This is a genomic window from Rhizobium sp. Rhizsp82 (assembly GCF_047325115.1).
In the GTDB taxonomy this organism is placed as follows: Bacteria; Pseudomonadota; Alphaproteobacteria; order Rhizobiales; family Rhizobiaceae; genus Rhizobium.
Map to the genome: position 1 here is coordinate 2,507,488 of NZ_CP168570.1, position 24,786 is coordinate 2,532,273.

The 24,786-nt window shown below is 59.7% G+C and carries 35 protein-coding genes and 2 tRNA genes; 26 read left to right on the forward strand and 11 right to left on the reverse strand.

What is annotated here, in order from left to right:
- Positions 1–73: 73 nt before the first annotated feature.
- Complete coding sequence (locus tag ACEN84_RS17385) at positions 74–385, reverse strand: hypothetical protein (RefSeq protein ID WP_199629399.1); 312 nt, start codon at positions 383–385, stop codon at positions 74–76.
- 211 nt (positions 386–596) lie between these two features.
- On the opposite strand from ACEN84_RS17385, the gene ACEN84_RS17390 reads away from it, so the two are divergent.
- Positions 597–893, forward strand: coding sequence for a hypothetical protein (locus ACEN84_RS17390; RefSeq protein ID WP_413709366.1), 297 nt, complete (start codon positions 597–599; stop codon positions 891–893).
- On the opposite strand, the gene ACEN84_RS17395 is transcribed toward ACEN84_RS17390, so the two are convergent.
- Positions 894–1,076, reverse strand: a complete 183-nt coding sequence (locus ACEN84_RS17395; RefSeq protein ID WP_413709367.1) for a hypothetical protein — start codon at positions 1,074–1,076, stop codon at positions 894–896.
- Positions 1,077–1,398: 322 nt separating this feature from the next.
- Here ACEN84_RS17395 and ACEN84_RS17400 point away from each other — a divergent pair, with 322 nt between their 5' ends.
- The 21 genes from ACEN84_RS17400 (at position 1,399) to ACEN84_RS17500 (ending at position 17,655) form a co-directional block, all read left to right on the forward strand.
- A complete protein-coding gene (locus ACEN84_RS17400; protein ID WP_413709368.1) occupies positions 1,399–2,574 on the forward strand; it encodes a tyrosine-type recombinase/integrase in 1,176 nt (391 codons plus the stop codon).
- A gap of 74 nt (positions 2,575–2,648) precedes the next feature.
- Complete coding sequence (locus ACEN84_RS17405) at positions 2,649–2,861, forward strand: helix-turn-helix transcriptional regulator (protein ID WP_413709369.1); 213 nt, start codon at positions 2,649–2,651, stop codon at positions 2,859–2,861.
- 23 nt (positions 2,862–2,884) lie between these two features.
- Positions 2,885–3,400 carry a hypothetical protein gene (locus tag ACEN84_RS17410; RefSeq protein ID WP_413709370.1) on the forward strand — a complete coding sequence of 172 codons (516 nt, stop codon included), beginning with the start codon at positions 2,885–2,887 and terminating at the stop codon, positions 3,398–3,400.
- A 69-nt stretch (positions 3,401–3,469) separates the two neighbouring features.
- Positions 3,470–3,733, forward strand: a complete 264-nt coding sequence (locus ACEN84_RS17415) for a hypothetical protein (protein WP_413709371.1) — start codon at positions 3,470–3,472, stop codon at positions 3,731–3,733.
- A complete protein-coding gene (locus ACEN84_RS17420; protein WP_413709372.1) occupies positions 3,702–5,546 on the forward strand; it encodes an AAA family ATPase in 1,845 nt (614 codons plus the stop codon). Before ACEN84_RS17415 ends, ACEN84_RS17420 begins: the two co-directional genes overlap by 32 nt.
- A gap of 156 nt (positions 5,547–5,702) precedes the next feature.
- The gene (locus ACEN84_RS17425) at positions 5,703–6,482 is read left to right on the forward strand and encodes a hypothetical protein (protein WP_413709373.1); all 780 of its coding nucleotides are present in this window, start codon (positions 5,703–5,705) and stop codon (positions 6,480–6,482) included.
- A 336-nt stretch (positions 6,483–6,818) separates the two neighbouring features.
- Positions 6,819–7,238 carry a hypothetical protein gene (locus ACEN84_RS17430; protein WP_413709374.1) on the forward strand — a complete coding sequence of 140 codons (420 nt, stop codon included), beginning with the start codon at positions 6,819–6,821 and terminating at the stop codon, positions 7,236–7,238.
- On the forward strand, positions 7,235–8,437 hold the full coding sequence (locus ACEN84_RS17435; protein WP_413709375.1) for a phage portal protein: 1,203 nt from the start codon (positions 7,235–7,237) through the stop codon (positions 8,435–8,437). Before ACEN84_RS17430 ends, ACEN84_RS17435 begins: the two co-directional genes overlap by 4 nt.
- Positions 8,434–8,745 (forward strand): gene transfer agent family protein, encoded by a 312-nt coding sequence (locus tag ACEN84_RS17440; RefSeq protein ID WP_413709376.1) that lies wholly within the window; start codon positions 8,434–8,436, stop codon positions 8,743–8,745. Before ACEN84_RS17435 ends, ACEN84_RS17440 begins: the two co-directional genes overlap by 4 nt.
- A complete protein-coding gene (locus ACEN84_RS17445) occupies positions 8,745–10,415 on the forward strand; it encodes a phage major capsid protein (protein WP_413709377.1) in 1,671 nt (556 codons plus the stop codon). Before ACEN84_RS17440 ends, ACEN84_RS17445 begins: the two co-directional genes overlap by 1 nt.
- Positions 10,416–10,468: 53 nt before the next feature.
- Positions 10,469–10,849: a hypothetical protein gene (locus ACEN84_RS17450; RefSeq protein ID WP_413709378.1), complete on the forward strand. Its 381-nt coding sequence runs from the start codon at positions 10,469–10,471 to the stop codon at positions 10,847–10,849.
- A gap of 10 nt (positions 10,850–10,859) precedes the next feature.
- Complete coding sequence (locus ACEN84_RS17455; protein ID WP_413709379.1) at positions 10,860–11,285, forward strand: phage major tail protein, TP901-1 family; 426 nt, start codon at positions 10,860–10,862, stop codon at positions 11,283–11,285.
- A 47-nt stretch (positions 11,286–11,332) separates the two neighbouring features.
- Complete coding sequence (locus tag ACEN84_RS17460; RefSeq protein ID WP_413709380.1) at positions 11,333–11,689, forward strand: HNH endonuclease; 357 nt, start codon at positions 11,333–11,335, stop codon at positions 11,687–11,689.
- Positions 11,690–11,769: 80 nt separating this feature from the next.
- On the forward strand, positions 11,770–12,060 hold the full coding sequence (locus ACEN84_RS17465) for a head-tail connector protein (protein ID WP_413709381.1): 291 nt from the start codon (positions 11,770–11,772) through the stop codon (positions 12,058–12,060).
- Positions 12,047–12,457, forward strand: coding sequence for an HK97-gp10 family putative phage morphogenesis protein (locus ACEN84_RS17470; RefSeq protein ID WP_413711322.1), 411 nt, complete (start codon positions 12,047–12,049; stop codon positions 12,455–12,457). Before ACEN84_RS17465 ends, ACEN84_RS17470 begins: the two co-directional genes overlap by 14 nt.
- On the forward strand, positions 12,454–12,792 hold the full coding sequence (locus ACEN84_RS17475; RefSeq protein ID WP_413709382.1) for a head-tail adaptor protein: 339 nt from the start codon (positions 12,454–12,456) through the stop codon (positions 12,790–12,792). Before ACEN84_RS17470 ends, ACEN84_RS17475 begins: the two co-directional genes overlap by 4 nt.
- Positions 12,789–13,181, forward strand: a complete 393-nt coding sequence (locus ACEN84_RS17480; protein WP_413709383.1) for a DUF3168 domain-containing protein — start codon at positions 12,789–12,791, stop codon at positions 13,179–13,181. The genes ACEN84_RS17475 and ACEN84_RS17480 overlap by 4 nt, the downstream gene beginning before the upstream one ends.
- On the forward strand, positions 13,178–13,555 hold the full coding sequence (locus ACEN84_RS17485; protein WP_413709384.1) for a P27 family phage terminase small subunit: 378 nt from the start codon (positions 13,178–13,180) through the stop codon (positions 13,553–13,555). The genes ACEN84_RS17480 and ACEN84_RS17485 overlap by 4 nt, the downstream gene beginning before the upstream one ends.
- On the forward strand, positions 13,530–15,149 hold the full coding sequence (locus ACEN84_RS17490) for a terminase large subunit (RefSeq protein ID WP_413709385.1): 1,620 nt from the start codon (positions 13,530–13,532) through the stop codon (positions 15,147–15,149). Before ACEN84_RS17485 ends, ACEN84_RS17490 begins: the two co-directional genes overlap by 26 nt.
- Positions 15,149–17,155 (forward strand): hypothetical protein, encoded by a 2,007-nt coding sequence (locus ACEN84_RS17495; protein ID WP_413709386.1) that lies wholly within the window; start codon positions 15,149–15,151, stop codon positions 17,153–17,155. Before ACEN84_RS17490 ends, ACEN84_RS17495 begins: the two co-directional genes overlap by 1 nt.
- The gene (locus ACEN84_RS17500; RefSeq protein WP_413709387.1) at positions 17,152–17,655 is read left to right on the forward strand and encodes a GTA-gp10 family protein; all 504 of its coding nucleotides are present in this window, start codon (positions 17,152–17,154) and stop codon (positions 17,653–17,655) included. The genes ACEN84_RS17495 and ACEN84_RS17500 overlap by 4 nt, the downstream gene beginning before the upstream one ends.
- On the opposite strand, the gene ACEN84_RS17505 is transcribed toward ACEN84_RS17500, so the two are convergent.
- Complete coding sequence (locus ACEN84_RS17505; protein WP_413709388.1) at positions 17,656–17,832, reverse strand: hypothetical protein; 177 nt, start codon at positions 17,830–17,832, stop codon at positions 17,656–17,658. It lies immediately after the preceding gene.
- A gap of 453 nt (positions 17,833–18,285) precedes the next feature.
- On the opposite strand from ACEN84_RS17505, the gene ACEN84_RS17510 reads away from it, so the two are divergent.
- On the forward strand, positions 18,286–18,555 hold the full coding sequence (locus ACEN84_RS17510) for a hypothetical protein (protein WP_413709389.1): 270 nt from the start codon (positions 18,286–18,288) through the stop codon (positions 18,553–18,555).
- A 164-nt stretch (positions 18,556–18,719) separates the two neighbouring features.
- On the opposite strand, the gene ACEN84_RS17515 is transcribed toward ACEN84_RS17510, so the two are convergent.
- Positions 18,720–18,794, reverse strand: a tRNA-Asn gene (locus ACEN84_RS17515).
- Positions 18,795–18,911: 117 nt separating this feature from the next.
- Between ACEN84_RS17515 and ACEN84_RS17520 the strand changes: the two genes are divergently transcribed.
- Positions 18,912–19,211, forward strand: a complete 300-nt coding sequence (locus ACEN84_RS17520) for a hypothetical protein (protein WP_199629455.1) — start codon at positions 18,912–18,914, stop codon at positions 19,209–19,211.
- A 9-nt stretch (positions 19,212–19,220) separates the two neighbouring features.
- On the opposite strand, the gene ACEN84_RS17525 is transcribed toward ACEN84_RS17520, so the two are convergent.
- The 7 genes from ACEN84_RS17525 to ACEN84_RS17555 form a co-directional block, all read right to left on the reverse strand.
- On the reverse strand, positions 19,221–20,225 hold the full coding sequence (locus ACEN84_RS17525; RefSeq protein ID WP_112711558.1) for an inorganic phosphate transporter: 1,005 nt from the start codon (positions 20,223–20,225) through the stop codon (positions 19,221–19,223).
- Positions 20,225–20,866: a DUF47 domain-containing protein gene (locus ACEN84_RS17530; RefSeq protein WP_112711559.1), complete on the reverse strand. Its 642-nt coding sequence runs from the start codon at positions 20,864–20,866 to the stop codon at positions 20,225–20,227. The genes ACEN84_RS17525 and ACEN84_RS17530 overlap by 1 nt, the downstream gene beginning before the upstream one ends.
- Before the next feature lie 146 nt (positions 20,867–21,012).
- Positions 21,013–21,180 (reverse strand): hypothetical protein, encoded by a 168-nt coding sequence (locus ACEN84_RS17535; RefSeq protein ID WP_199629396.1) that lies wholly within the window; start codon positions 21,178–21,180, stop codon positions 21,013–21,015.
- A 56-nt stretch (positions 21,181–21,236) separates the two neighbouring features.
- The gene (locus ACEN84_RS17540; protein ID WP_112711560.1) at positions 21,237–21,470 is read right to left on the reverse strand and encodes a hypothetical protein; all 234 of its coding nucleotides are present in this window, start codon (positions 21,468–21,470) and stop codon (positions 21,237–21,239) included.
- A 200-nt stretch (positions 21,471–21,670) separates the two neighbouring features.
- Positions 21,671–21,744, reverse strand: a tRNA-Cys gene (locus tag ACEN84_RS17545).
- 419 nt (positions 21,745–22,163) lie between these two features.
- On the reverse strand, positions 22,164–22,307 hold the full coding sequence (locus tag ACEN84_RS17550) for a hypothetical protein (RefSeq protein WP_413709390.1): 144 nt from the start codon (positions 22,305–22,307) through the stop codon (positions 22,164–22,166).
- Positions 22,308–22,377: 70 nt separating this feature from the next.
- Entirely contained in the window at positions 22,378–22,602 is a 225-nt protein-coding gene (locus ACEN84_RS17555) for a hypothetical protein (protein WP_203428987.1), read from the reverse strand.
- Between the two features lie 365 nt (positions 22,603–22,967).
- Here ACEN84_RS17555 and ACEN84_RS17560 point away from each other — a divergent pair, with 365 nt between their 5' ends.
- Positions 22,968–23,612, forward strand: coding sequence for a protein-L-isoaspartate O-methyltransferase family protein (locus ACEN84_RS17560; protein ID WP_112711563.1), 645 nt, complete (start codon positions 22,968–22,970; stop codon positions 23,610–23,612).
- Positions 23,613–23,832: 220 nt separating this feature from the next.
- A complete protein-coding gene (locus tag ACEN84_RS17565; protein ID WP_413709391.1) occupies positions 23,833–24,729 on the forward strand; it encodes a DUF2497 domain-containing protein in 897 nt (298 codons plus the stop codon).
- The last annotated feature ends 57 nt before the right edge of the window (positions 24,730–24,786 follow it).

Here is a 24,786-nt window from a genome sequence, read left to right on the forward strand (position 1 = left end):
AGTTTTATTCGCCTTGCCGCGCACATGAAAAAGGCCGGTGAGAACCGGCCTTTTCGCTTGGCTGATCCGGAGATCAGTTGTCGTATTCGCGGCAGCGCTCGCTGATCGAAGCGCCGCCCTGGCCGGCGCGACTATCCACACCCTGGCCCTGACGCGGCATGTTCGGGCATTCCAGAACGCCGCGGGGCTCCGCAATGCTCTGTGTCGTTGTCGGATCGACGCGCTCGATGCGGACAGGATGGGAGCCGTTGCTGTCGTTGCTCGCGTCGGAAGAATAGAGCGGCGCATCGGGAGCCGTGGTGTCGTAAGCCGGTGCCGACTGGGCGAAGGCCGGAGCGGCAAGGCCGAGGGCGAGCAGCGAGGCTGCTGCAAATGTCTTACGCATGGAGAAACTCCTCCTTGATCTGCTTTTTCTCTAGGGGTGACAGAAACGGAACCCGCGGGCCGCGTCATTGTTCCGAACTTTCCCGCAGAGGTTTCAGGCGCCTGTAGGGCAGCGTGGTTACGCGTAAACCTTAACAGGCAAAGCCGCTGGCAGATGCGTCGGGGCGCCGCTAGGAAGCCCTCAGCCGCATAATGCGGCGCCGGGGTCTCCAATGGTCATTTCCTTTTTCGAAGCAGCGGATATGTCGTTCAAGGCAGCCCTGTCGGTCGCCGTGACGATCGGCGGCATGATGGCCGCGACCGCGATGCTGAAAACCGAGGCGACGGAAACCACCCGCCTCGACCTCTCCCGGCCGGCCCTCTGGCCGTCCGAGCCGACACGGGTGCCCGCACCGTTCCGCTTCGCCGCCAATGATCCGGCGCAGGTTGCCGCCGATGCCGGAGCCGTCTGCGTCAGTAATATCGGCCTCAGAATCGATTGCGACCTGATCGGCGCCTCGGCGCTCTGATCACAGGCTTCCACCATCCTTGTAATAGCTTGGGTATTGCACGAATTCAGGATCACGGCCATCCGTGCTCTCTTGCGTGCCGTCAGCCTCGTCTGCGGGCTTCGTATAGCCGTGGCTGATCAGCCAGTCCTTGACGATGCGGCGCATCGCCCTGTCGCGGTCGGTGATACCGAACTCCCGCATGAAGGCCTGAAGCGCCTGCTCGCAACGTTCTGAAAAATCATCTGCCATAAAGCGGTAAGGGGCGAGGCGGATGATTGTTCCGAGCTTCGATGCCGTGAAAAAGAAGAGCCGGTTCGTGGTCGAACCGGCTCATTCAATCTGTCAGCTTATCGCTGATGAAACTGGCTCCCCGGGCCGGATAATTTTTAGTATCCATATTGATCCAAGACGACAACACACCATGAAATAAGCAATTGTTTTCGTTGTGATACCTTGTCCATTCTGTCCATTGCGCTTATCTATAGCACGACACCCAATAGCGGGGAAAAAGTGGGGAAGACGCATGGGGAGCCATACTCAAAACGCTCTAACGGTGAAGGCCATCGCGGCGAGCAAATCGCCTAAGCTCAGAGACGGTGGCGGGTTGTGGCTGATCACCAAGGGCAGTGGCCGCTATTGGATATTCAGTTACACCTATGCTGGCCTTCGTCGAGAGATGGGCCTTGGTCCGCTTCATACCGTGGGGCTGGCGGACGCTAGGGAAAAAGCGGAAGAGGCTCGCAAGCTTGTGCGCCAAGGCATCGACCCGCTGGCGGCCCGCAAGGAAGAGCAAGCCGACAAGCCCAAGCTGATGACCTTTGGCGAGTATGCTGACGGCTTCATTGATTCCGCGGTAAAGGCTGGCCGTTGGCGAGGCGCCAAGACCGAGGCACGGTGGCGAAATCTTCTGGAGAACCACGCGAAGCCGATCCGCGCGAAGACTCTGGCCAGCATCAAGATTAAAGAGATCATTGCCGTCCTCAATCCGCTATGGGGCGATAAGCAAGAGACGGCCGAAAAGCTGCGCGAGGCGATCGAGCGCGTGCTCGATGCAGCCAAGGTTGAGGGCCATCGGGCAGGGGACAATCCGGCCGCCTGGCGGGGCAACCTCGAACTCGTGATGCACAAGCCCAACGAATTGACCAGCACTGATCACCATGCCGCACTGCCACATAGCGAGGCTCCGGCCTTCATGAAGGCCTTGGCGGGCGTTGCCGGCGTTTCAGCCCGTGCCCTAGAGCTGTGCATCCTGACGGCATGCCGGTCCGGTGAAGTTCGCTGGGCAGTCTGGCCGGAATTCGATCTGCAGGCGAAGGTATGGACCATACCGGCCGTCCGGATGAAGAGCGGCAAGGAGCATCGCGTGGCGCTTTCTGATAAGGCCGTCGAGATCCTGAAAGCGATGCAGGCGCAGCGCGTCAATGAACTTGTGTTTCCAGGCATCCGAGACAAGAAGCCTCTCTCTGATGCCAGCCTCTCCAAAGCAATGAAGTCGGCGGGCGGCAAGGGTATCACCGTGCACGGATTTCGCAGCACGTTCCGCGACTGGTCGACAGAAATCGCGCATGCTCCGCGCGAAATCGCGGAAGCCGCATTGGCGCATGCCGTCGGCGACAGGGTCGAGCGGTCTTACGCCCGGTCCGATGCCCTTGAGCGGCGGCGCCAGCTGATGGGCGAGTGGGCGAAATATCTTAGTTAGGCATTCCAACCATATTGCGTAATGGCAATGTTTACACCAGCGTTCCTTTCAATCGAAACCACGAAAGGACCGTTATGACCACTGCAGCAAATGATAACATTGCCATCCTAGTAAGCTTGAACGACGCTTGTCGAATGACATCGTTGAGCAGGACCATGTTGAACCGGTACCGGGCCGAAGGCCGGTTCCCTTCCGCTGTCGAGCTCGGCGATCGTCGCATCGCTTTCGTCCGCCAAGAGGTCACCGACTGGGTAGCTGCCAAGATCGCTTCGAGGGCTGCAGCGTGACACCTCACCGGATTACTATGCGCTTGCGCGACAATCTTCCCCGCATGAATACATACGACCGGCGTCTTGCCGCGATTCACGAGGCCGGTCATATCCTCGTGGCGATACAACTCGGGTACACTGCAACAGGGTGGATACATCCCAATGATGCGCACGACCCGCTGAGCGAGAAACTCTGGCTTGGACACACCTCCATCAGAAATCTGCGCGATGACGACCATAGGCGGCTTATCGCAGTGGCCGGTATGGTTGCGGAGCGCTTATGGAAGCATGGTCACGATGAAGAGCTCTCCGAGTCATACGCTTGGGAAAATGATCTTCTCGACGATAACTCGATGTCTGAAAGCGACTGGAGGATGGCCGGTTGCGAGCCCGCATATCCGGATGATGACATGTTCAGTGTTGTCCCTGAGGTCGCGCGCTTCTTTATGACCGATGCCTGGTCGAACCTGACCGGCATATCGCGAACCCTGATGAGTGCGCCGGAAGATGTGCACACTTTTAGATATGCATCCCAAGAGCACGCACTAGCGGCTTAATCACCAACCAGTGACAACCAGCCTGCCGGCAACCGTCGGCGGGCAAAACCCTCACCTACGGGAGGAACCATGAACGTGTTAGCCATCCGGCCTTCGGTCGGCGGGCGCGATGTAGCTATGTTCGATATTGAGATCGGACCGCACTTGCGCCTTTTCAATCTGATCCTGCGGGAGTCGTCCGACGGGAGGCTCCGCACCTACTCACCTAGAGCCTTCGGAAAACATGCCGCCAGCTTTCACCCGGAACTGGCACAACAGATGACCGATGCGGCGATAGCCGCCCTCAAGGAGCACGCAGCTAATGGTAACTCTTCCTGCCGCCGCGCAGCCTAAGACTTTCAGCATCTCGGAAGCCTTCGCCGCTGGCGATTTCGACGGCATCGCTTCGGTCTACTATGGCCTTTACGACCGTATCACCGATTGGGGACATGGCCTCGCGAACGTGGTTGTGGCGCCTGCAACGGAAAGTGGTTGCCCTGATTGGGAAAGGGCCGATCCAACCAACCTAGAAAAGCCGTCGAGCGACAGCGGTCCGACCGATATGGCCGAGGTGCGCCGCTGGTCCATCCTGATTGATGACATCAGCGGCTGTGACGACAAGACCTCAATGCTGCTTTGGGTGGATGAAACGACCTGCCAACCAAATATCGTCCAGATTTCCGGCCCGCAGGCCGATGCCGAAATTGCCATGCGGATCATCGGACGAGACATTGGCGCAGTTCCGCCCTTGAAAGACTACAAGCCGGGTCCACTACCGGATATTCATGCGAGCCGGGCGCGAGCTGCTGCAAACGATAACAACCCGGCTTCCGACGTCACCGAGCGACTAAAGCGGCTACAGCGCGAGCATGGCGGCAGCATCGCAGGGCAATCCTTGTTTGGCGCTACCATAGAAAAGCAGGCCGGCCGCATCACGATCGACGCTGACGGCGGTGCCATCTTCCATACGACTCGGGGCTCATTCCACATCACCGAGACGCCTAGGATAGCGGCCACTTCGTTTGTTCTCGGCGACCCTTCTGCCATCCCAGAACGTGAATGGCTCTTTGGTAGGCACTTCATCAGGAAATACGCGACGGCATCGGTCGGGCCAGGCGGTGGCGGCAAGACCGCGCATTCTATCTCGGAGACGCTGGCGATGGTCACCGGCCGCCCGCTGCTCGATCCAGATGGGCCACTCACCAAGCCGTTGCGCGTCTGGTGGATTAACGCCGAAGACCCGCAAGACGAGATCAACCGTCGTTTTCATGGTGCGGCGAAGCATTTCGGCGTCACCAATGATCAGATCGGCGGTCGTCTCTTCACCGACTCGGGCCGCGACCAGGAATTCGTGATCGCGCGACAGGAAGGCAAGGATCTGAAGATCGTTGAGCCGTTCGTTGCGGATATGATCGATGAGATCCGCCGGCGCGAGATCGACGTTGTGATCATCGATCCGTTCGTCTCGACCCACGAAGCCCAAGAAAACGATAACGGAGCCATGCAGCGCGTCACCGCGGCTTGGGTGCGTGTCGCCGACGAAGCGAATTGCGGCGTCGAGCTCGTCCATCACGTCGCAAAGAACCAGGGCGAAGTCACGGCGGACAGCGCGCGCGGGGGCGGCGCTTTCAAAGACAAGGTCCGGTCTATGCGTGTTTTCAACGTCATGACACCGGCCGAGTCCGAAAAGGCAGGCGTAGAAGACCACCGATCCTACTTCCGTGTCGACATGGGCAAGGTCAACATGGTGGCTTCAGGCCAGAGCCAGTGGCGCCGGTTTGCTTCGGTCAGCCTGATGAACGGGCGCGGCCTGATCAAGAACGGTGACGACATCGGCGTCGTCGAGGCTTGGAAGTGGCCATCACCCGACGATCTGGCCGAGCGAGCAGCTTCCGCACGCGCAGCTGTAGTTGCTGAGGTACCGGCCGAGACACTGGCCGGGATCAAAGTCAGGCTCGGCGCATCAGCCTATAAGGCGCACGAGCAGGCAACGAACTGGGCAGGCACGTTGATCGCTGAGATACTTCGCCTCGACGTCAAGGCGGATAAGCAGCGAATTAAGGACATGCTAGCAGCATGGATCGATGCCGGTGAACTCGAAATCGTCGATCTACAAGACGCTCATCGGCACATGAAACCGCACATCAAACCGGTTGCGGCACCATAGAAAAGCGGTGCCGCAAGGGGGTGCCGCAGGTGCCGCAAAACACTGCGGCGCGGCACCCCTTTCCCTTGTGGGAAGGGTGCCGCACGCATGCTGTGTAGTTAAAATCAGAGGTGCCGCAAAGCGCAGGTGCCGCACTATGAACTTAAGGAGGGTCGCATGAACATACCTACCAATCTCCGAACGCCCGCTGCGAGAAAAGAAGCCGAGAGTTGGGCCGATAAGTATATCGCGGATAACGACAACCCGAAGCCGAAGGACGGAACGCCGGTCTATCGGGGCGGGAGGCCGGCTTTCAACTGGGCCGCAAAGCAAGACAAGGTCGGCGCGGCGTGCCTCTGGATGATCGCGCGCCAACGCCTTCCCGATTCCGTCGTGGTTGCGGCCAATGATAACGAACCTCAAGAAGGCGGGCTTGAGACGCGCAAGAATGGGGTCGCCCGCGGTAAGGCGAAACCCAAATCCAGCCTGGGTGTGCACCTTGATCTGCCTGCCTGCCTACCGCGGCTCGGTGACGCCGAGCCAGAGCCATCATCGACATGCGGCTACACGCGGCAGGCCATCCTTCCGCAGAACGACGTCGACGAGCTGTCGGACGATTTCCTCTCCTATGGCGCATGTGGTGATGCAGTTGCGCCGGGCGCTTCATTCATCGGAGCGGAAAGCGGGCTCGGGACGCCGCGGCCAGGAAAGTCCAAGGGGTCGCCTCTGCGAGCTGAAGAGCCTAATTTCGACGAGCCGCCGCCGGAGATCGATTACACAATCGAGCTTCTCATGGCGCGAACGAACGTTGCCGGCATAGGTGAGGCCTTTGGCGCCACCGGGCGATATCAAGATAAGAAGGGCGCCGCCATGATCACCAAGGCGATGAATTGGGCAAGGGCACAGATCGAGGAAAGCAATTATCGTGCCAGTATTACAAATCGCGTAGCTTCATGAAGCTATATGCAACAGCATGACGATGGCGCCGAAAGGCGCCATTGCTTTGTCTGGTCGGGTGGCATCCTCAGCGCCCGGTGACAATTCGCTGCTGCCGCAGCGATAGCCGTCCACTGGTTCTCCAACGGTGAAAGCACCGCTCATCAGACGGCGGTGCCCGACGGCGCCCATACGTCGCGATACCGGATGTACGTACGCGACACCTATCCGCCCCGGAAGGTTTACTCCCTTTTCCTCTTGGGCGTTGATCGAGCGGCTCGATGCACCTTTGGTGGGTATGCATCGAGCCGCTTTCGATTTGTCATTTCTCAATTCTAACACTTGTCGGAGGCCGTCATGGCTGAATGGACTGACCGCGCCTTTACGGTTGCGGAAGCCGCCGCCATGAGCGGCTTGAACCGCGCGCATCTCGACGTGATCGTCAGCCGGGCGAGATCCTGCGATGTGCTCTTCTCTGAGCGGCGCAATGGTCGCCGGTGGTTTTCCCCGAAGGATATCACCGTTTTAAGGCTGGCGCATGAGATCGAGCGCGCCGGGCAGACATGGCTAACCGCTTTGGCGAGGGCCTTTCATCATCTGGATCAACCGCCGCCCATTGATGCCGTGCTGATGTTCTCCACGAAGTCGGTTTCGTATCGAAGCGGGCGAGTGATCAGCGGGCTGCACGGCCAGGCGCCATCTGGATCGATGGCGGTCATTCCGATCGGGCTCATGGCAGCCGAGATCCTCCATTACGTTGAACAGGAAGCCGCATGAATATCCTTAAACGCATCGGTGAAACGGTGCGCAAATCGCTGTCCGCGCCAACGCCGCTTGAAGCCAAGCTGATGGGCCTGAGGCAGGCAACCGCTGGCATTGCCGTGACGCCCGCCATCGCGATGCAATCAACCGTCGTACGCGCCTGCGTCGAGGTCATAGCCGAGACGATCGGGCAGCTGCCTGTTCTGGTCTACAAGCGCGACAAGGACGGCAAGAAAGAACGCGAGACCGATAGCCCGCTCTATGACGTGCTGCATGACCAGGCGACGGAATGGCTATCGGCCACCGAGTTCCGCGAACTGATCACGCGTGACGCCCTCATGCATGGCAACGGCTACGGCCTGATCGAGCGCGACGGTGATGACCCTTCGGCTTTGATCCGGCTAGATCCATGCAAGATGAAGATCGAGGCAGCCGAAGACGGTGAGCCGGTCTATGAGTACACCGACGGCGCCGAAAAGCGCGTCTATGCCTTCACCGAGATCCTGCATATCCGGGCGCCGTCATTCGATGGCTATTGCGGTGTGTCTCCGATCTGGCTTGCTCGCGAGGCCATCGCCCTGGCGATCGTCCTTGAAAGGCACGGCGCCACCCTTTTCAAGAACAATGCGCAGCCGGGCGGCGTCATCGAGCACCCGCAGACGCTTGGCGACGAGACCGTCAAGCGCATGGAGCAGTCCTGGAATGAGGCCCACGGCGGAGAAAACGCCGGCGGCGTGGCTATCCTCGAAGAAGGCGCGACCTACAAGGCCGTGACCATGACGAGCGAAGATGCGCAGTATCTCGAAATGCGGCGCTTCGCCGTCGAAGAGATCTGCCGTGCCTTCCGTGTACCCCCGATTTTCGTGGGCGACTACGGTAGAGCAACTTGGGGTAACTCAGACGCTCAAGGCATGCAACTTGTAACTTATTGCTTGATGCCCTGGCTGAAGCGGTGGGAAGGCGAGATCCGCCTCAAGCTCATTCCAGCCGACAAGCGGAAAGAACTGCTCGCAGAGTTCCTCGTCGACGACCTTCTGCGCGCAGACACGGCCGCGCGATACGAGGCTTATAGCAAGGCCATTGCCTCCAAGTTCATGAACCCGAATGAGGCCCGCGCCCGTGAGAACCTGCCGTCGTACACCGGTGGCGATCGGTTCGAAAACCCCAACACATCAACGCCAACTCCGGCCGCGCCGGAAAAGGTAGCAGCGTGATCGAACGCATCTTTGGCGATGGGAAATACAAGTTCCACATCGGCTATGACGAAGCCGTTGAATGGGAGCGAAAGCGCCGCAAGGGTCTATACCCGACGATGGTGGCTTTGCTCGCAGGCGACTGGCAGGTGGCCGATGTTACCGAAGTCGTTCGCGTCGCCATGATCGGTGGCGGCAGCGATCCGGTTGAGGCCTTCGAGATCTCGGACCGTTATGTCCGACAGCGACCGCTAATTGAATCGATGCAGCTCGCGATCGACGTCCTCGAACTGGCTTACTTCGGAACGAGCGAGGGCGACGCCACCTGATGACCAGGCTTGTCGTCAAAGCAAATAGCGTCAGCATCGGAAGTGCTGGCGAGGTCATCGGCATCGCATGGCCTTTTGGATCGCCGGACAGCACCGGCGATGTCATTCGCAAAGGCGCGATCTCCTTTGCTTCCAATGTCCCCATGGTCATGGACCATTACCAGGATCAGGTCGTGGGGATTTGGCAGGACTTCGAAGAGACCGATGACGGCCTGATCGTCAAAGGCCAGCTCTTTATCGAAGGTATCAGCCCGGCGCGTGATGCTCACCGCCAACTGAAATCCCGGCGCATCACCGGGCTTTCCATCTCGTGGATCGGTGGCGACTTCATCCCCCGCCCAGGCGGCGGCCGCGAGTACACCTCCATCACCATCAACGAAATCAGCCTATGCCGCGACCCGGTTCACCCCGGCGCCCGCGTCATTGAAGTGAAATCCGCCCAGGGCGGGAAAGGTACTACATTGTCCAACAAGACGAACGTTCGCCGCACCAATGTTGCAGCCGCCAAGAAGGTCAACAAGGCCGAAGTGATCGAAGGCGAGAATGACAACAACGAACAGGTCGACGGCGACGAAGCTAACATCGAGGCTGTCGACGAACGCGTCACCGCGCTAGAGGCCGAAGTAGCCGAGATCAAGCAGCTGGTCGAAGGCACTGGCGAGACGGTCGACGAGATCAGCAAGTCCGTTCGCACGCTCGTCACCAAGTCGGGCCGTCCGGCACCGGCTATTATCCGCAAGTCGGAAAGCCCGGAAGATGTCGAGCGCAAAGCGTTCAAGTCCTATCTCCGTCATGGCGCCGCGGCCCCGGAAACCAAGTCTCTCCGTTCCGACAGCGATCCGAAGGGCGGCTATCTCGCCCCGCCCGATATGGTCAAGGAGATGCTTGCCGAGCTCGTCGAGTTTAGCCCGGTCCGCTCGGTCGCCAAGGTCGGCAGCACCGGCAGCAACCAGGTCATCATCCCCGGATCCACTGGTCAGGGCAATGCAGGCTGGGTCGGCGAGCTTGAGGATAGCCCCGAGAGCGATTTCGGCTTCTCGGAAGCACAGATCGATATCTTCGAACTGGCAACCTTCATCGAAGTGCCGAACGCGACGCTCGCTGATGCCGCCTTCGATCTCGAAGGGCACATCAAGACCCGCTTCGCTGAAGACTTCGGCAAGAAGGAAAGCCTTGCCTTCGTATCCGGCAACGGCATCAAAAAGCCGGAAGGCTTCCTGACCCGCACCGACATTCCGGAAACGGTATCCGGTGGCGCAGCTGACATCACCGCGGACGCATTCATTACCCTCATGTATGCAATGCCGGCCGTCTACCGCGCGCAGGGCTCTTGGGCGTTGAATGGCACCACGCTCGGCAAGGTGCGCAAGCTGAAGGATGGTCAGGGGAATTATCTCTGGCAGCCTGCTTTCCAGGCGGGCCAGCCGGAAACCATTCTCGGCCGCCCCGTCGTCGAGATGATTGACATGCCGGATATTGCTGCTGGCGCCTACCCTGTCATCTTCGGCGATTGGTCCGGCTATCGGATCTACGATCGCGAAGAGATGTCGGTCCTGGTCGATCCTTTCTCTGCATCGAAGAAGCGCCTGACGACTTTCCACGCATCGCGCCGAACTGGCGGTTCGCTCGTCGAGCCGAAGAAGTTCCGCAAGCTGAAGGTCTCGGTCTAATCAACCCCAGGGCGCCCATCGTGGCGCCCTTTCCATTTCCAGAAAGGCACAACATGCACGATCTCGTATCGAATATCGGACCGAAGCAGGTTCTCGCACCGGCTGTACAGGCTGCATCTATTGATGGCGCCGTCATCGATCGCAAGGGCTTCGAGTCCGTAACCTACATCCTCAATTCCGGTGCCATCGTCGGTGCTGGTCTCTTCGGCGCAAAGCTACAGTCCAGCGATGACGGCACTACTTGGACCGATGTTCCGGCTGTCTATCTCATCGGCACGCTGCCCGCTGCGATCGAAGCGAACAAGGTCTACAAGGCTGGTTATATCGGCCATAAGCAGTTCACAAAGCTGGTCGTCACCAAGACGAGCGGCACGTCGGTTGCCCTCAGCGCTGAAGCCGTGCTCGGCCACGCTCATGCTCGCCCGGTAGCGTAAGGAGCGACCCATGCCTCAGAAGAAGGGTCGAACCCTACTTATCCAGATCGGCAACGGTGCGGATCCTGAAGTCTTCGCCGCACTGTGCGGCCTGACCACTCGATCGTTCAACCTGTCGACCAACAGCGTGGACACGACGATCCCGGATTGCAACAACCCGGACGCGACGCCCCAGCGCACCACCGAGCCAGGCATCAACAGCCGCACCTTCTCTGGTAGCGGTGCCTTTGTGTCGAGCGCCAACACCACGGCTTTCATGACGCATGTCATCGAGTCCACCACCTTCAATGCGAAGGTGATTGTTCCCGGCCTTGGCACCTTCACCGGCACGTTCTTCGTCACCGACTTCGAACTGTCCGGCGAGACGGAAGGCAACATGCAGTTCTCTGCCACCTTCGAGGCGGCAAGCGTGCTGGCATTCGAGGCCGAAGACTAAAGCACAGATGGGCGGGCTTCGGCTCGCCCTTCACCATTGAGGCGCACATGACCATAGCACCACCACGCGTATGCAGCTGCGGCCAAGTCGTGCCGTACGGCGAGCAATGCGAATGCGCTATCGAGCGCAAGCGGCAAGCCGACAAGGCTAGGCCAAGCCCATCAGCTCGCGGCTACGATGCGATCTGGCGAAAGGTGCGCAAGGCATTCGTGATCGCCTTCCCGAAGTGCTCGACGGAAGGATGCGGCAAGCCGACTACTGATGTCGACCACATCAAAAGCATCAGAGAAGCACCGCATTTAAGGCTGGAATGGTCGAATTTGCGGCCGTTCTGCCACGAATGTCACAGCCGACACACTGCCAGGACGCAGGGCTTTGCGCAGCGCACCCCCGCCCGGTCATGAACTTTCGAGCATGCCCTGGGTACCGTGGGGGGTCCACAATTCGTGAAAGAACCTAATTGGAGTTTTAGATGACGGTAATTTTGGCCGACGTCAAAGCAGAACTGCGCATCTTGCACGCTCATGAGGACGGGCTCATTCAGCGGAAGCTATCAGCGGCTATTGACTATGTCGAGTCCGCGATCGGCAAGAAGCTGGCCGATATCGAGGGCGGCGCACCCGCTTCACTCGATGAAGCGATCATCGCGCTGGCCTGCCACCTCTATGAGCATCGCGGCGTTGCTACCGAGAGCGCCCTTTCGGCAATTCCTTCCGGCTTTCAGGACATGATCCGGACTTCCCGCTATGGCAGGTTCGCCGATGCCGACACATAGCGCCACGCATCGTGCGCTTCGTCGACTTGAGCGGATACCGATCGAGGTTCGCAAGCAGGTCATGGCGGCTACCCTCAAGGAAGCCGAGACCCTTGCGAAGGGAATTCGCGCTCTTGCACCGCGAGACACCGGCAACCTCGCCGACAGTATTGCCGTAACGCCTGGCGGGCAATCGACGCCCTCCCATTCGCAACCCGGCGGATCGTACACCGTTCCGGAAAATCAGGTCGTGATCACGGCCGGCGATGACCAAGCGCGATATGCGCACCTCGTCGAGTGGGGCACGAGCGACACAGAGGCGCAGCCCTTCTTTTTTCCGGTTCTCCGAAGCGGCCGCAAGCGGGCCGAACAACGAATTCGTGCCGCCATGAAGCGAGCACTGAAAGGCAAGGCATGACGGCAGGACAGCGCAACAATCTCGTGTATGTCGAAAAGCAGTTACCGGGCGAGGACGACGGCTTCGGCAATGTGACGCCCGGCGGATGGGGACCGATCGAGACGACATGGGCGCGCATCCTGCCGCTGAAGGGGTCGGAGACGGTCATCGCGGCCCGCCGCACTGGTATCCAGCCAGTTATCATCACAATCCCAATCACGCCCGACAATGCCGCCATCACCCGAGAGTGGCGCGTACGGCATGCCGATACAGGCCGGCTCTATGACATCAGCAGTGTCGCTAACATGGACGAGCACGGCGCCGAATGGGAGCTGCTCGCGGAGTATCAAACGTGATCGAACCGTCTCTGGCGCTGCAAGGCGCGATCCTCACAGCAGTTAAAGGGCAGACCGACGCGGGCGATAACGTCTTCGATCGGATCGAGCCTCTTGTCTTTCCGCGCGTCCAGATCGGCGGTGGTCAGACGATCCTCAATGAGCCCGACTGTATTGAGGCCGGCGCCGAGATCTACTTCCAGATCGATGTGTTCTCGAAGGCTGCCGGATATCCAGAAGTCAAGACTATCGCGTGGCAGATCCGCTACCAGGTGCACAAGAAGGCACTCCCGCTCGACGGGTGGTCGCTGATCGATCTTCAGCTGAATGATGCCGTCTATAGCCGCGAGGCCGACGGTGAGATCAGTCGGGCGCGCATGACATTACGCGGCTATGTGGAGGCACCATGAAGGGCAGACAGGCCGGTATTCAACAGCCCGACGACGCTGTGCAGCTCGTTCCGCCGCCGCCCTCAATCCTCGACAAGGACGCTAAGCGGATCTGGAGGGAAATCCTGCCTGACTTGGTGCAGCGCCGCATCCTGGCGCCTGCCGACATGGTCGGGCTTCGAAATTTTTGCATCGCGGCCGGGAAGGTCGAAAAGCTTGAGCGGGCCATCAAGGCAATGGGCGACTCGTTCGATCCCCAGCTCTATAGAGCGCAAGACAAGGCAATGACAACGGCGCGCCAGATCGGCGATCTGTACGGCCTTTCTCCGACTTCCCGATCGCGTCCAGCCATAAGGGACGCCGACAACGATGGTGATGAGGCCCTCCTGGATTGATGACGGGTCGGAGATAGAGGACACTTTTGGCTATGCCGAGCGCGATATTGCTTGGCTTCGTCGCCTGAAGCATCCGAAGAACAAGTCAAAGGGCAACCCGTTCAATATCGATCCTTGGCAGGAGCGGGTTCTGCGGAAGATCCTCGGCCCGCGCAATCCGGACGGCAGCTTGAAGGCACAGACGGTTTTCATGCTCCTGCCGCGAGGCAACCGGAAAACTGCCCTTGCCGCTGCATTGGTGGCACTATTCCTTTTCGGTCCAGAGAAGACGGACGGCACCCTCATTCAGTCGGCCGGATCTGCCCGCAAGCAGGCCCGCGAGTGCTACGAAGAGCTTGCCTCTATCGTCACATTCGACAGCCGCCTTCGGGGCAAGGTCCGCCTACAGGATTATAAAAGCAGGATCGTCTATCCGGACCACCGAACGCGCTACGAGGCCGTCTCGGCAGATGCGGGCGTCCTCCATGGTGGCACGCCGCGGATGATCCTGGTTGATGAGTTGCACGTTTGGAAGAAACGCGACCTGTGGGATGCTCTTTCGTCATCGGACACCAAAACCGATGATGCCTTCATGGTCATTGCTACGACAGCCGGTCGCGGCCAAGAGAACCTTGCGTTCGAAAAATATGAGCATGCCTGCAAGGTCCAGCGCGGCGAGATCATCGATGATTCTTTCTTGCCGATCATCTTTGCTGCCGAGCGCACCGACGACTGGCGGGACGAGAACGTGTGGCGAGCGGTCAATCCGGGCTTATCGTGCGAACAGCCGTACCCTTCCATCAGGAAGATGAGGATCAAGGCAAAGCGCGCCGAGCACTCGCCCGGCGATCTCGACGAGCTTCTGCAACTGCACCTCAATGTCTGGCTCGACAATTCGACTAGTTCGTTCGTCGACATGCACGTGTACGACAAGGGCAAGGAGCCATTCGACATCGAGCGCTTCGCTGGCAAACCGTGCTGGATCGGGGTCGACATGTCGACAGTATCGGACCTGACGGCCGTTGTGGCATGCTTCCGAGAGGATGATGGTACAGCCTTCGTCTATCCGCACTTCTTCTGCCCGCAGGATGGCATCACCCGTAAATCGGTGGCCGACGGCGTGCCTTATCAGCATTGGGCGGACAGCGGCTTTATAACCGCGACCCCTGGCCCGGTGATCGATCAGGAAGCGGTAGAGCGATACATCCGGGAACTGGCCGAACGCTTCAAGGTTCGCGAGATCGCCTTCGACAAGGCCTACGCGCAGCTGCTCATGCAATCACTGCTCAAAAGTCACCATCCGGTGATAACGATGCAGCAAGGATGGGTGACGCAGTCGCCGGCCCTCAATCGCCTCGAAGCTGCGATCGTTTCCGGCAAGTTCCGCCACGGCGGGCACCCAGTGCTGCGCTGGAACTTCGACAATGCCGTCGTTCATACCGACAGCAACGGGAACCGGATATTGCACAAAGGCAAGAGCACCGATCGCATTGACGGTTGCTTTGCCACCTGGATGGCCTTCGACCGCATGAGCGCGAACAGCAACCAGGCTTCGATCTACACAGACACCACCGCACGCCCGAAAGGCCTGCGCATCATGGGAGGGCGGCGCTGATGGCGCGTTCCGAAGAAGAAAAGCTCGTCTTTACGCTCGAGGCGAAGGTCAACGCCTTTGAGAAGGCCCTGGCGAGGCAGAAGAAGGTCGTCAACGATACGTCGAACGTGATCGAAGGCCGGTTCAAGAAGCTATCGAACAACATCTCGACGAGCGTATCAGGTGCGGTAGAGCGGGCAAACAACGTGCTCGGCAAGCTCGGGGTCGGCGCAATCGGCATTACCAGCCTTGCCGCGGTTGCGAAGGAAGCCGTAGGCGCAGTCCTGGACATGGGCAAGGCGGCGCGTACGGCCGGCGTCGACTTCAAGACGTTTCAAGAGCTGACATTCGCGGCCAGTCAATCGCGTGTCGAAGTCGATGCGCTAACCGACGGCCTGAAGGAATTGCAGCTGCGTGGCGACGAGTTCGCCAAGACCGGTCAAGGCTCGGCAGCGGAAGCTTTCAAGCGGATCGGCATGAACGCGTCATCGGTCGCGGTTGCCTTGAAGGATCCGGCGCAAATGCTGGAAACCGTCATCGAGAAGATCAAGCAGCTAGACCGCGCGGCGCAGCTTCGCGTTCTTGACGAGATGTTTGGCGGCCAGGCTGCCGAGCAATTTGTCGGCTTCCTCGACAAAGGCGCGTCCAAGATTTCCGATCTGCGCAGCGAGGCACGTTCACTCGGTGCCGTTCTCGACGAGGAAGCGCTGAAGAAGGCCGAAGAGCTGAACCGCGAGTGGGACAAGATGGCAACCCTAGTCGGTTCGCGTGTCAAGACCGCTGCGCTCGGCGTTGCCGAAGTTGTCGCCGGCATGGTCACGAAGCTTGAGTCCTTCAGCAAGACGCTCGGCGATCTCGGCAATTCTTCCGTCTTCACGACCTTCGGCAACATGCTGGGCGTCGACATGTCGAAGAAATACAAGCTTGTGCCGGGGCAAGGCATCGTCGAAGACACCGGCGGCGGCCCGACCACTCCGAAAAGCTCGCGTAGTCCTACCGGTGGCCGCCTTCCGAGTGCCACTGACATCATGAAGGGCGCGCTGATCGATCAGCGCATCAACAATGCGTTCGACACAAGCGGCGGATCGTACTCCCCGAAGGATGCCGGCAGCACCAGCAAGCAGGCTTCGGCCTACAAGCAGCTGACCGATAACGTCAATGAGCACGTGAAGGTTCTAAAGGCGCAGTACGAAGCGCAGGCTGGCCTCAATCCTCTTGTCGACGACTTCGGCTTCGCTGCCGAGAAAGCGGCGATGAAGCAGCAGCTCCTGGCCGCTGCGCAGGAATCGGGCGTGAAGGTCACGCCGCAGCTGGAAGACGAGATCGATAAGCTCGCGACGTCCTACGCGAATGCGAGTGCTGCCGGGGAGATCCTGCAGCAGTCCCAGGATAAGATCCGGGAACGCGCTGAGGAAATGGTCGAGCTTCAGAAGGACGTGACCCGCGGCATCATTGACGGGTTCACGTCGGGAGCCAAGGCGGCCGACATATTCGCGGACGCGCTCAAGAAGGTCGGCGATCGCCTGATCAATGACGTTCTCGACTCGGTCTTCAAGGTCAACGGCGCGGCTGGCGGTGGCGGCGGGTTCCTGTCCGGCCTTCTGAGCTTCTTCGGTGGCGGGCAGATGGGTATCGCCAAATCGGGGGGTATCGGCCTCTATTCGAGCGGCGGCTATACCGGTCCGGGCGGCAAGAACCAGGCGGCGGGCGTCGTCCACAAAGGCGAGGTTGTCTTCAGCCAGGACGACGTACGCCGCGCCGGCGGCGTCGGCGCTGTGGAAGCGATGCGGCGCGGGCTGAGGGGTTACGCGAAAGGCGGGCCTGTCAGCATGCCTTCGCTGCCTAGCAGGGCGTCAGGAGCGGTCGCAGGGCCGTCGGTGACCTATGCACCGGTGATTGATGCCCGCGGCGCTGACACGGCAGCTGTGGCCCGCCTTGAGCAAGCTATGGCGAAAGACCGCGCCGAGTTCCGGGCGAAGGTTGTGGAAACTGTGAACTGGGCGAACAAGCGGAGGTTCACGCAGTGATTATCACGCACGACCTGGCCGGCGCGCCGCGCGCGTTCCGCATGACGATCGGCGCTTACTTCGAGATCGACAGGCAGGCGGAAGGAGGCGTTGCTGCCGCCTTCGCTCGTTTCGATGATCGGTCCTTTACTGTGCATGATCTGAGCGTGTCGGTCGCGGCGCTGATGGTTGGCGCGGGCATGCCTGCGGAGCAAGCGAGATCGATCCGGCTTCGTCTTTCGGAATCGGAGCTGGCCGCAGCTATATGCCTAGCGGCGATCGATGCGGCAGCGTCGCAGGAAGAGGATGACGAGCCCGCCGGCAAGGGCGAGCCGCTGACGCAGGCAGGCCTCTATGCAAACGCCTTCGCGCTAGGCATCAGGCCGGCAGATGTCGACAAGATGACCTTCGCCGAGTTCGAATGCTGCGTTAAGGGATGGGCGAGAATGAATGGCCAGGAAGACGAGATAGAAGCGCCAAGCGCTGGCGAGCTAGACGATCTGGTTGCCCGCTACGGCTGATTAATCGCGATGGAGCCGTTCCAATCGGTCGACGATGGCAGCGGTCCCGAGCGAAAGCACACCGAAGCCGAACAGCACCGCGCCGAATGTCTGATGGATCACGGTCGGCCCGAGAAGCGCGACCGCAAGGCCAGCGAGGATTTGGAGCACACCGACGATGGTGAGGAAGTGAAACATGATATCTCCCAAGTTGCGGAGAATGTTTCACTGCCGCGAGTCGGAAGTCAATCGGGATGCATCCCAATATCTGGGGATGCGCAAAGGGGTTCCCCAGTGAGGGGGATGCTTGCTTCAACGTGCAAATCGTGTGAAATTGTTCGCGTAGCCTAGAAACTACCGTGACGGGCCCTTGCCGGGGCTTGCGTCACAATCGCGATAGGAAGGTGCTGACCTTGCCGGGTTGGCGCCTTCTGAACCGAACGTGCTCGGCATAGCTGCTGAGCGCGACCGGCATATCTATGCCGGGAGTGCATGCGCGCGTCAAGGGGTGACTCTTGAACTCAATATCGAAGGCGTATGCGCTAGTTTCGCGACTAGTTTCTAGGCTCCCGGCGCCAGCCCGTCCGCTGGTGTTTTTTGGCGGAGATCCGCCCTGGACCTAGAAATCCAGTTATCGCGAGCAAAACACCCATGATCCACGTACAGGCGATTGAAATACCCGAAGTGGTCCGTCCTAATATGGATGACCTCACGCTCGATCTAACGTCGAGAACGAACATTCTGCTGATGCTCACCGATAAAATGTTCGAAAACATAAAGGCTTTGGAACAGATCCACCAAATCCAGATTTTTCGCGCTAGCGGATTTAACGAGCTTTGCTACATGGCACACGAGCTTCTCGATTCCGTCCTTGCTCTTCAAAAGAGCCATGAGGAACTAGGCTGGAAACTGGCTAAGTGATTTGCCGGTGCCGGTGCTCGCGGGTACCGGCAAACATGGGCCGCTCTAGTCCGACGGGGTTAGGGCGGCTTTGTTTTGAATGGGCTACCAAAGCGGGGAGGGAAAGTGGGAAAAGTGCCTGCTCTTGGAATTACTCAACAAAAACAGGCACTTATCACGTAATCTGGCTCCCCGGGCCGGATTCGAACCGGCGACCTGTCGATTAACAGTCGAATGCTCTACCGCTGAGCTACCAGGGATCACCGCTTGCCGCGGTGTGAGTGGGCTAATACAAATGCTTGTTCGATTTGCCAAGCGGTTTTTTCAAAAAAATGACATCTCCTTGCAATTATTGGACTTATCCCCATCTCCTGTGGATGACTGACGGGAAAAACAACACGGATAAAAAGCGCGAAAAGCGTTTCGGCATCGATCACGCGACCGGAGAACTCATTCTTGGGTCATGGCGCATACCGCTGCCGCGCTCGCGCATCGCACGCATGGCCATCGGCCTGTTGCTGATCATCTGCGGTTTGCTGGGATTTTTGCCCATCCTCGGCTTCTGGATGCTGCCGCTGGGCTTCATCGTGTTGTCGCACGACCTGCCGATCGCCCGGCGCTGGCGCCGCAGGCTGTCGGTCTGGTGGCACCGGCGGGGCAAGCCCGCCGGTAACTGAGGCCTCACATCAGGCGAAGAGGCTGGCGGCCCAATAGAACAGCGCCGAGATCAGCGCTGCCGCGGGCAGGGTGACGACCCAGGCAACCACGATATTGCCGGCAAGCCCCCAGCGGACGGCCGAGACGCGCTTGGCAGCACCGACACCGATGATCGCGCCGGTGATCGTGTGCGTCGTCGAGACCGGAATGCCGAGCCAGGTGGCGCCGAACAGCGTCAGCGCGCCGCCGGTCTCAGCGCAGAAGCCCTGCATCGGATTGAGCTTGGTGATCTTCGAACCCATCGTATGGACGATTCGCCAGCCGCCGAAGAGCGTGCCCAGCGCCATCGCCGCCTGACAGGACAGCACCACCCATAGCGGCACATGGAAGCTGCCGCCGAGATAGCCCTGCGAATAGAGCAGCACGGCGATGATGCCCATCGTCTTCTGCGCATCATTGCCGCCGTGGCCGAGCGAATAGAGCGAGGCCGAGACGAATTGCAGGATGCGGAAGGTGCTGTCGACGGCAAAGGGCGTCTGGCGCACGAAGATCCAGGACACCGCGAGCACCAGGAACAGCGCCAGCAGGAAGCCGATCATCGGCGACAGCACGATGGCGCCGGCCGTCTTCAACAGGCCGCCCCAGACGATCGAGCTGAAACCGACCTTGGCAAGCCCCGCGCCGACGAGGCCGCCGACCAGCGCATGCGAGGAGCTCGACGGTATGCCGAAGACCCAGGTGACGATATTCCAGATGATCGCGCCCATCAGTGCCGCAAAGATCACCATCGGACTGACGATCTCAGGATTGATGATGCCGGTGCCGAGGGTCTCGGCGACATGCAGGCCGAAGAACAGGAAGGCGATGAAATTGAAGAACGCCGCCCACATCACCGCATATTGCGGCCTGAGAACGCGTGTCGAGACGATCGTGGCGATCGAGTTCGCCGCGTCATGCAGTCCGTTCAGGAAGTCGAAGAATAGCGCGACGGCGATCAGCCCGGCAAGCAGCGGAAAGGCGAGGGTGGCATCCATCAGACGTTCTCGATCACGATGCCGCTGATTTCATTGGCGACGTCCTCGAAACGGTCGACGACCTTCTCGAGCTCGGCATAGATCTCGCTGCCGATGATATAGGCCATCGGGTTCGAGGCGCCGTGGCGGCGGAAGAGATCCTTGAGGCCGAGGTCGTAGAGCTCGTCAGACCGGCCTTCGACGCGCGTCACCTCTTCGGCGATCGCCGTCAGCCGCGGCGCGTTGGCGCCCATCCGGTCGAGCAGCGGTACGGCCTCGGCGATCAGATGCGCCGCCTTGACGATTTCCTTGCCCATCTCCTGCATGCCCGGATCGAAGCTCTTCTGCTCGAACAGGCGGATGGTCTTGACCGTCTTGTGCATCATGTCGATCGCATCGTCGAGCGACTGGATCAGATCCTTGATGTCGCCGCGGTCGAAGGGCGTGATGAAGCTGCGGCGGACCGCGAGCAGAACGTCGCGGGTAATATCGTCCGCCTCGTTTTCGAGCGCGACGATGCGCTCGCAATGGCGCTCTGGATCGTTCCCGGCCAGAAGTTCGTTCAGCGCTTCTGCGGCGCCGACGACGGTGCGGGAATGCTGAGCGAAGAGATCGAAGAATCGGTCTTCGCGCGGAAGAAGTTTGCGAAACCAGCTTAACATGGTGACCCCGTGGATGCTTGAGTTGTCACGCAACTGTCACAAATGGGGTCCTGTTGCAATAAAAGCTGGCCGGGAAGGGCTGCAGCCTCGGGCTTTTCCACGCGTTTGCGGCTGAGATCACACAGGCGGCCGCAGCTGTCACAGTCTCAGTGAAGATCGAGCGTCAGCTGCCTGTTCTTGATCTGTGGCAGCGGCAGGCCGATCTCGATCTTGCCGAAAACCCGCCTGCGGCGTTCCTCGTCCTTTTCCCGTTCCGCCCGGCTGGCGGCGACGGTCGCGAGGGCATTTGCGATAACCTGCTCGGCATGCGTCATAGGAACCTCCGTCGTTTGTTTCTATTTTGTTCTCATGAATGCAAATGTCAAGAGCTTCACTCACCGAAGTAGAAAACCGGATCGCGCGTCAATTCGCCATTGCCGAGATGGCCGTACAAATCCCTGCCGAGAATCCAGTAGGTGATCTTCTGCGTCGCAAGAGAAAAGACATAGTCGCCATCCACCCAATGTTCGGCCTTGCTGCCGCCGATCGGAAAGAGAAACTTGCCGGCTTGATAGAGAACGGCCTTTTCGGATCGATGATCGAAAATATATCGTGTTTTCGCCATGTGTTATCCTGCCGCTATACGCAAGATACAACGTCACATGGGATTTTAGATCTGTCTATATTATCAGAAGTTGAGGATTGGCCTATTCACAAATAAGATAAGCCTAAAACAGCATTATCCCAAAAATGGGCAATACGATCCCGCGCGATGAAATCATCGCGATTATATTCGGAATCATTCAAGCGGGGATTGTTTGAAGTTGGAGGCCTCGCCCGGAATTGAACCGGGGTACAAGGATTTGCAGTCCTCTGCGTCACCACTCCGCCACGAGGCCATCCGTGAACGACTTGTTCAGTGGTGGCGCGGATTTAGAATGATCCAAAGGAAACCGCAAGAGGTGTTTTCCGAAAAAAATCGAGCCGTCATCAGGCCGTCGCATTCAATGCGCTTGATCATTCGGCGAATCCGCTCATTATCCTTATATGAGGAATATCTCAAAACCCTTTGTCACCAGGGATGATCCGGACCGGCACATACGCTGTCAGGATGCGCTACAATATGCGTTCCGCGATCTGATCGAGGCCGCGGTTGAGGCCGGGTGGAGCGAGCAGGAAGCAGTGGATGCCGTCGGCGAACTGGTCGAGGGACATATTCAGGACCTTATGGCGCGCGCCGATTCCGCTGCCCTCAGGGCGCTTTTGAAGACGATGCGCTGATTCTGCCGACCGCCCGCCGGTCGGCGAGGGCAGGCTCTCAATTCACGCTTCTGAGCGAGGGAAGGGGCGAAATGCCGCCGGTGATGACACCGGGCGCACTCGACGCAATCAGCGGAATGCAGAGAATGATGACGATGAGCCCGCCGATGAAGCAGGCGCCGAGCATCAGGGATTTGTTCATGCGGGCTCCGTCTCTGCCTTTGTTTTTTAGCTTATGCTGTACAAAGCTGACGGATTCCTGAAGGCTGCAATCAGCGCTTCGGGCCGGATTTCAGGTAGAGATAGCTGCCGGCGGCGAAAAAGATCAGCGTAAAGCCCGGCCAGGCCACGAACACGGTCGTGTAGCCGCAAGCGCCCTCGAAGCAATCTCCGAGCGTTCCCGCCACGGATAGCCGCAAGGACAGCACGCCCGCGAGGATGACGCTCGCGGCGGCGATCAGCAGCAGAATGAAAATCGTAAAACCCGTGCTTCGCATTCAAACCTAAAGAGCGGGCCGTCTGATTCCTGCCTGCTGCGATGTGTTTATCTTCAACTCGTCCGGCTGTTGACGAGCCCGCAGCAAAGTACGCCGACGAGCGCCACAGCGATGAAAAGGTCGAAGAACGTCAAATGTACGAAAAAGGCAGACATGGCCTGCTCCTCCTCATTTCCTCCGGTTGCAATAATACCACAGGGGAAAGCTTTGTTCCACTTCGGAGTTCAGAAAGCGCTCCTGCACCGCTTAGGCGGCCGATATGCCGCAAGGATTCTTGCCGCAGGCGCGAACGGAGCCTTGAAAGCATCCGAACCCGGGATTAAGAGACGGAACACATGGCCGCGGTAGCCGGGCGAGAGGATACGATGGATTTCGAAGCAGCACGCGTAAAGATGGTCGACAACCAGATCCGTACGACGGACGTGACGTCCCATTCCGTGTTGAGCGCGTTCCTCACGGTTCCGCGCGAGGCGTTCGTTCCCGAGAAGGCCAAGGTTCTGGCCTATATCGATAACGATGTCGAAATCTGTCCCGGCCGCTTCCTGATGGAAGCTTCGCCGCTCGCCAAGCTGCTGCAGCTTGCCGCGATCACCAAGGAAGACACGGTTCTCGAAGTCGGCTGCGGCACGGGTTATACCTCGGCGCTGCTGTCGCTGACCGCAGGCTCCGTCGTCGCGCTCGAATCCGACGCGTCGCTTGCCGAGCAGGCCAAGGCCAATCTCTCCGGCTATGCGAATGTCTCGGTCGTTGCAGGCGATCTCGCCAAGGGCCACACGGCCGGCGCCCCCTATGATCTGATCTTCGTCAACGGTTCTGTCGAGGAAGTTCCGGCTTCGCTTCTCGGCCAGCTCGCCGAAGGCGGCCGTCTCGTCACCGTCGAAGGCTACGGCAATGCGGCCCGCGCCAAGGTCTTCGTTTCGGAGCGCGGTGCTGTTTCCGAAAACGTCTTCTTCAACGCTTCGGTTAAGCCGCTTCCGGGCTTTGCCAAGCTTCGCGAATTCGTATTCTGAGCCTTTCCTAAAGGGCTTTTTCGATGCGGGCGCCACGGGCGCCCGTTTCTGTTTTCAGCCCTCATTTGCTGCCCGCCAGTTCATCCAACAAAACTGTGCATGGACGCATTCATTTGATTCGCGATGATTTTTTTCGCGTCTGGGGTATTCTACTGTCTGGGTGATTCGGATGCCCACTCCATGCAATCCGATCGTTGCTTTAAGCTTAACGGGGATAGATATGGCTCAGCCAAGTGTAGCGCGTGAACCGTCCATGGAAGAGATTCTGGCGTCGATCCGCCAGATCATCGAGAGCAATGAGCCGGGCGCCGGCAAGGCCATTTCCCCGTCTCTGCCTCCGGTTTACGGTGACGATGCCGAGGATGAAGGCCACGATTCCAACATCCACCTGACGGTCGATGACACCTACGCCAATGTCGAATTCCCCGAGCCGGTGCTGACACAGGATCCGCGCTTCGTTGCCGCCAATTCGGCTGGCACCCGCGAGGCCGAGCAGCCGGCGCGCGCCATGTCGCTTGCCGATGTCGCCGCCCGCGTCCGCGCCGCTTCCGAGCGCCTGCCGGCCCAGCCGCCGCGCGAATTGCCGCCGGTTTTCCGTCAGCCGGAACCCGTCGCTGCGCCCGTTACCGCACCTGTTGCCGAGGAAATCCGCCGTCCGGTCGAGCCGGTCGCCGCTGCACCGGTTGTCGCGCCGCTGCCGGCGCCGAAGCCTGCTCCGGTTGTTGCCGAAGTTCTGCCTGTCGAGCCCGAACCTCAGCCGCTGCCGCAGGCAGTCGCACCCGAGATCGAGCCGGTTGCCGAACCGCAGGCGACGATCGCGCCTGAGGCCCCGGTTGCTCCGGTGCTCGCTGCGCCTGCACCGGCTCCGTCTTTCCTGCCGCAGGTTCTCGAAGAAGCCCAGGCGCTGATCTCGCAGGATGCCAGCCTTCAGGTTGCCCGCTCCTTCGAAGAGCTGGCGCTGGCGATCGACGGTGCCGAGCGCCGCTCGCTCGACGAAATCGCCGAGGACATGCTGCGCCCGATGCTGCGCGAGTGGCTGGACGACAATCTGCCGACGCTGGTCGAGCGGCTGGTGCGCGAGGAAATCGAGCGCGTGGCGCGCGGTCCGCGCCGCTAACCGGAAACGCTTTTTGCCGAACAAGCCGCTCCGGTCTCCGGGGCGGCTTTTTTATTG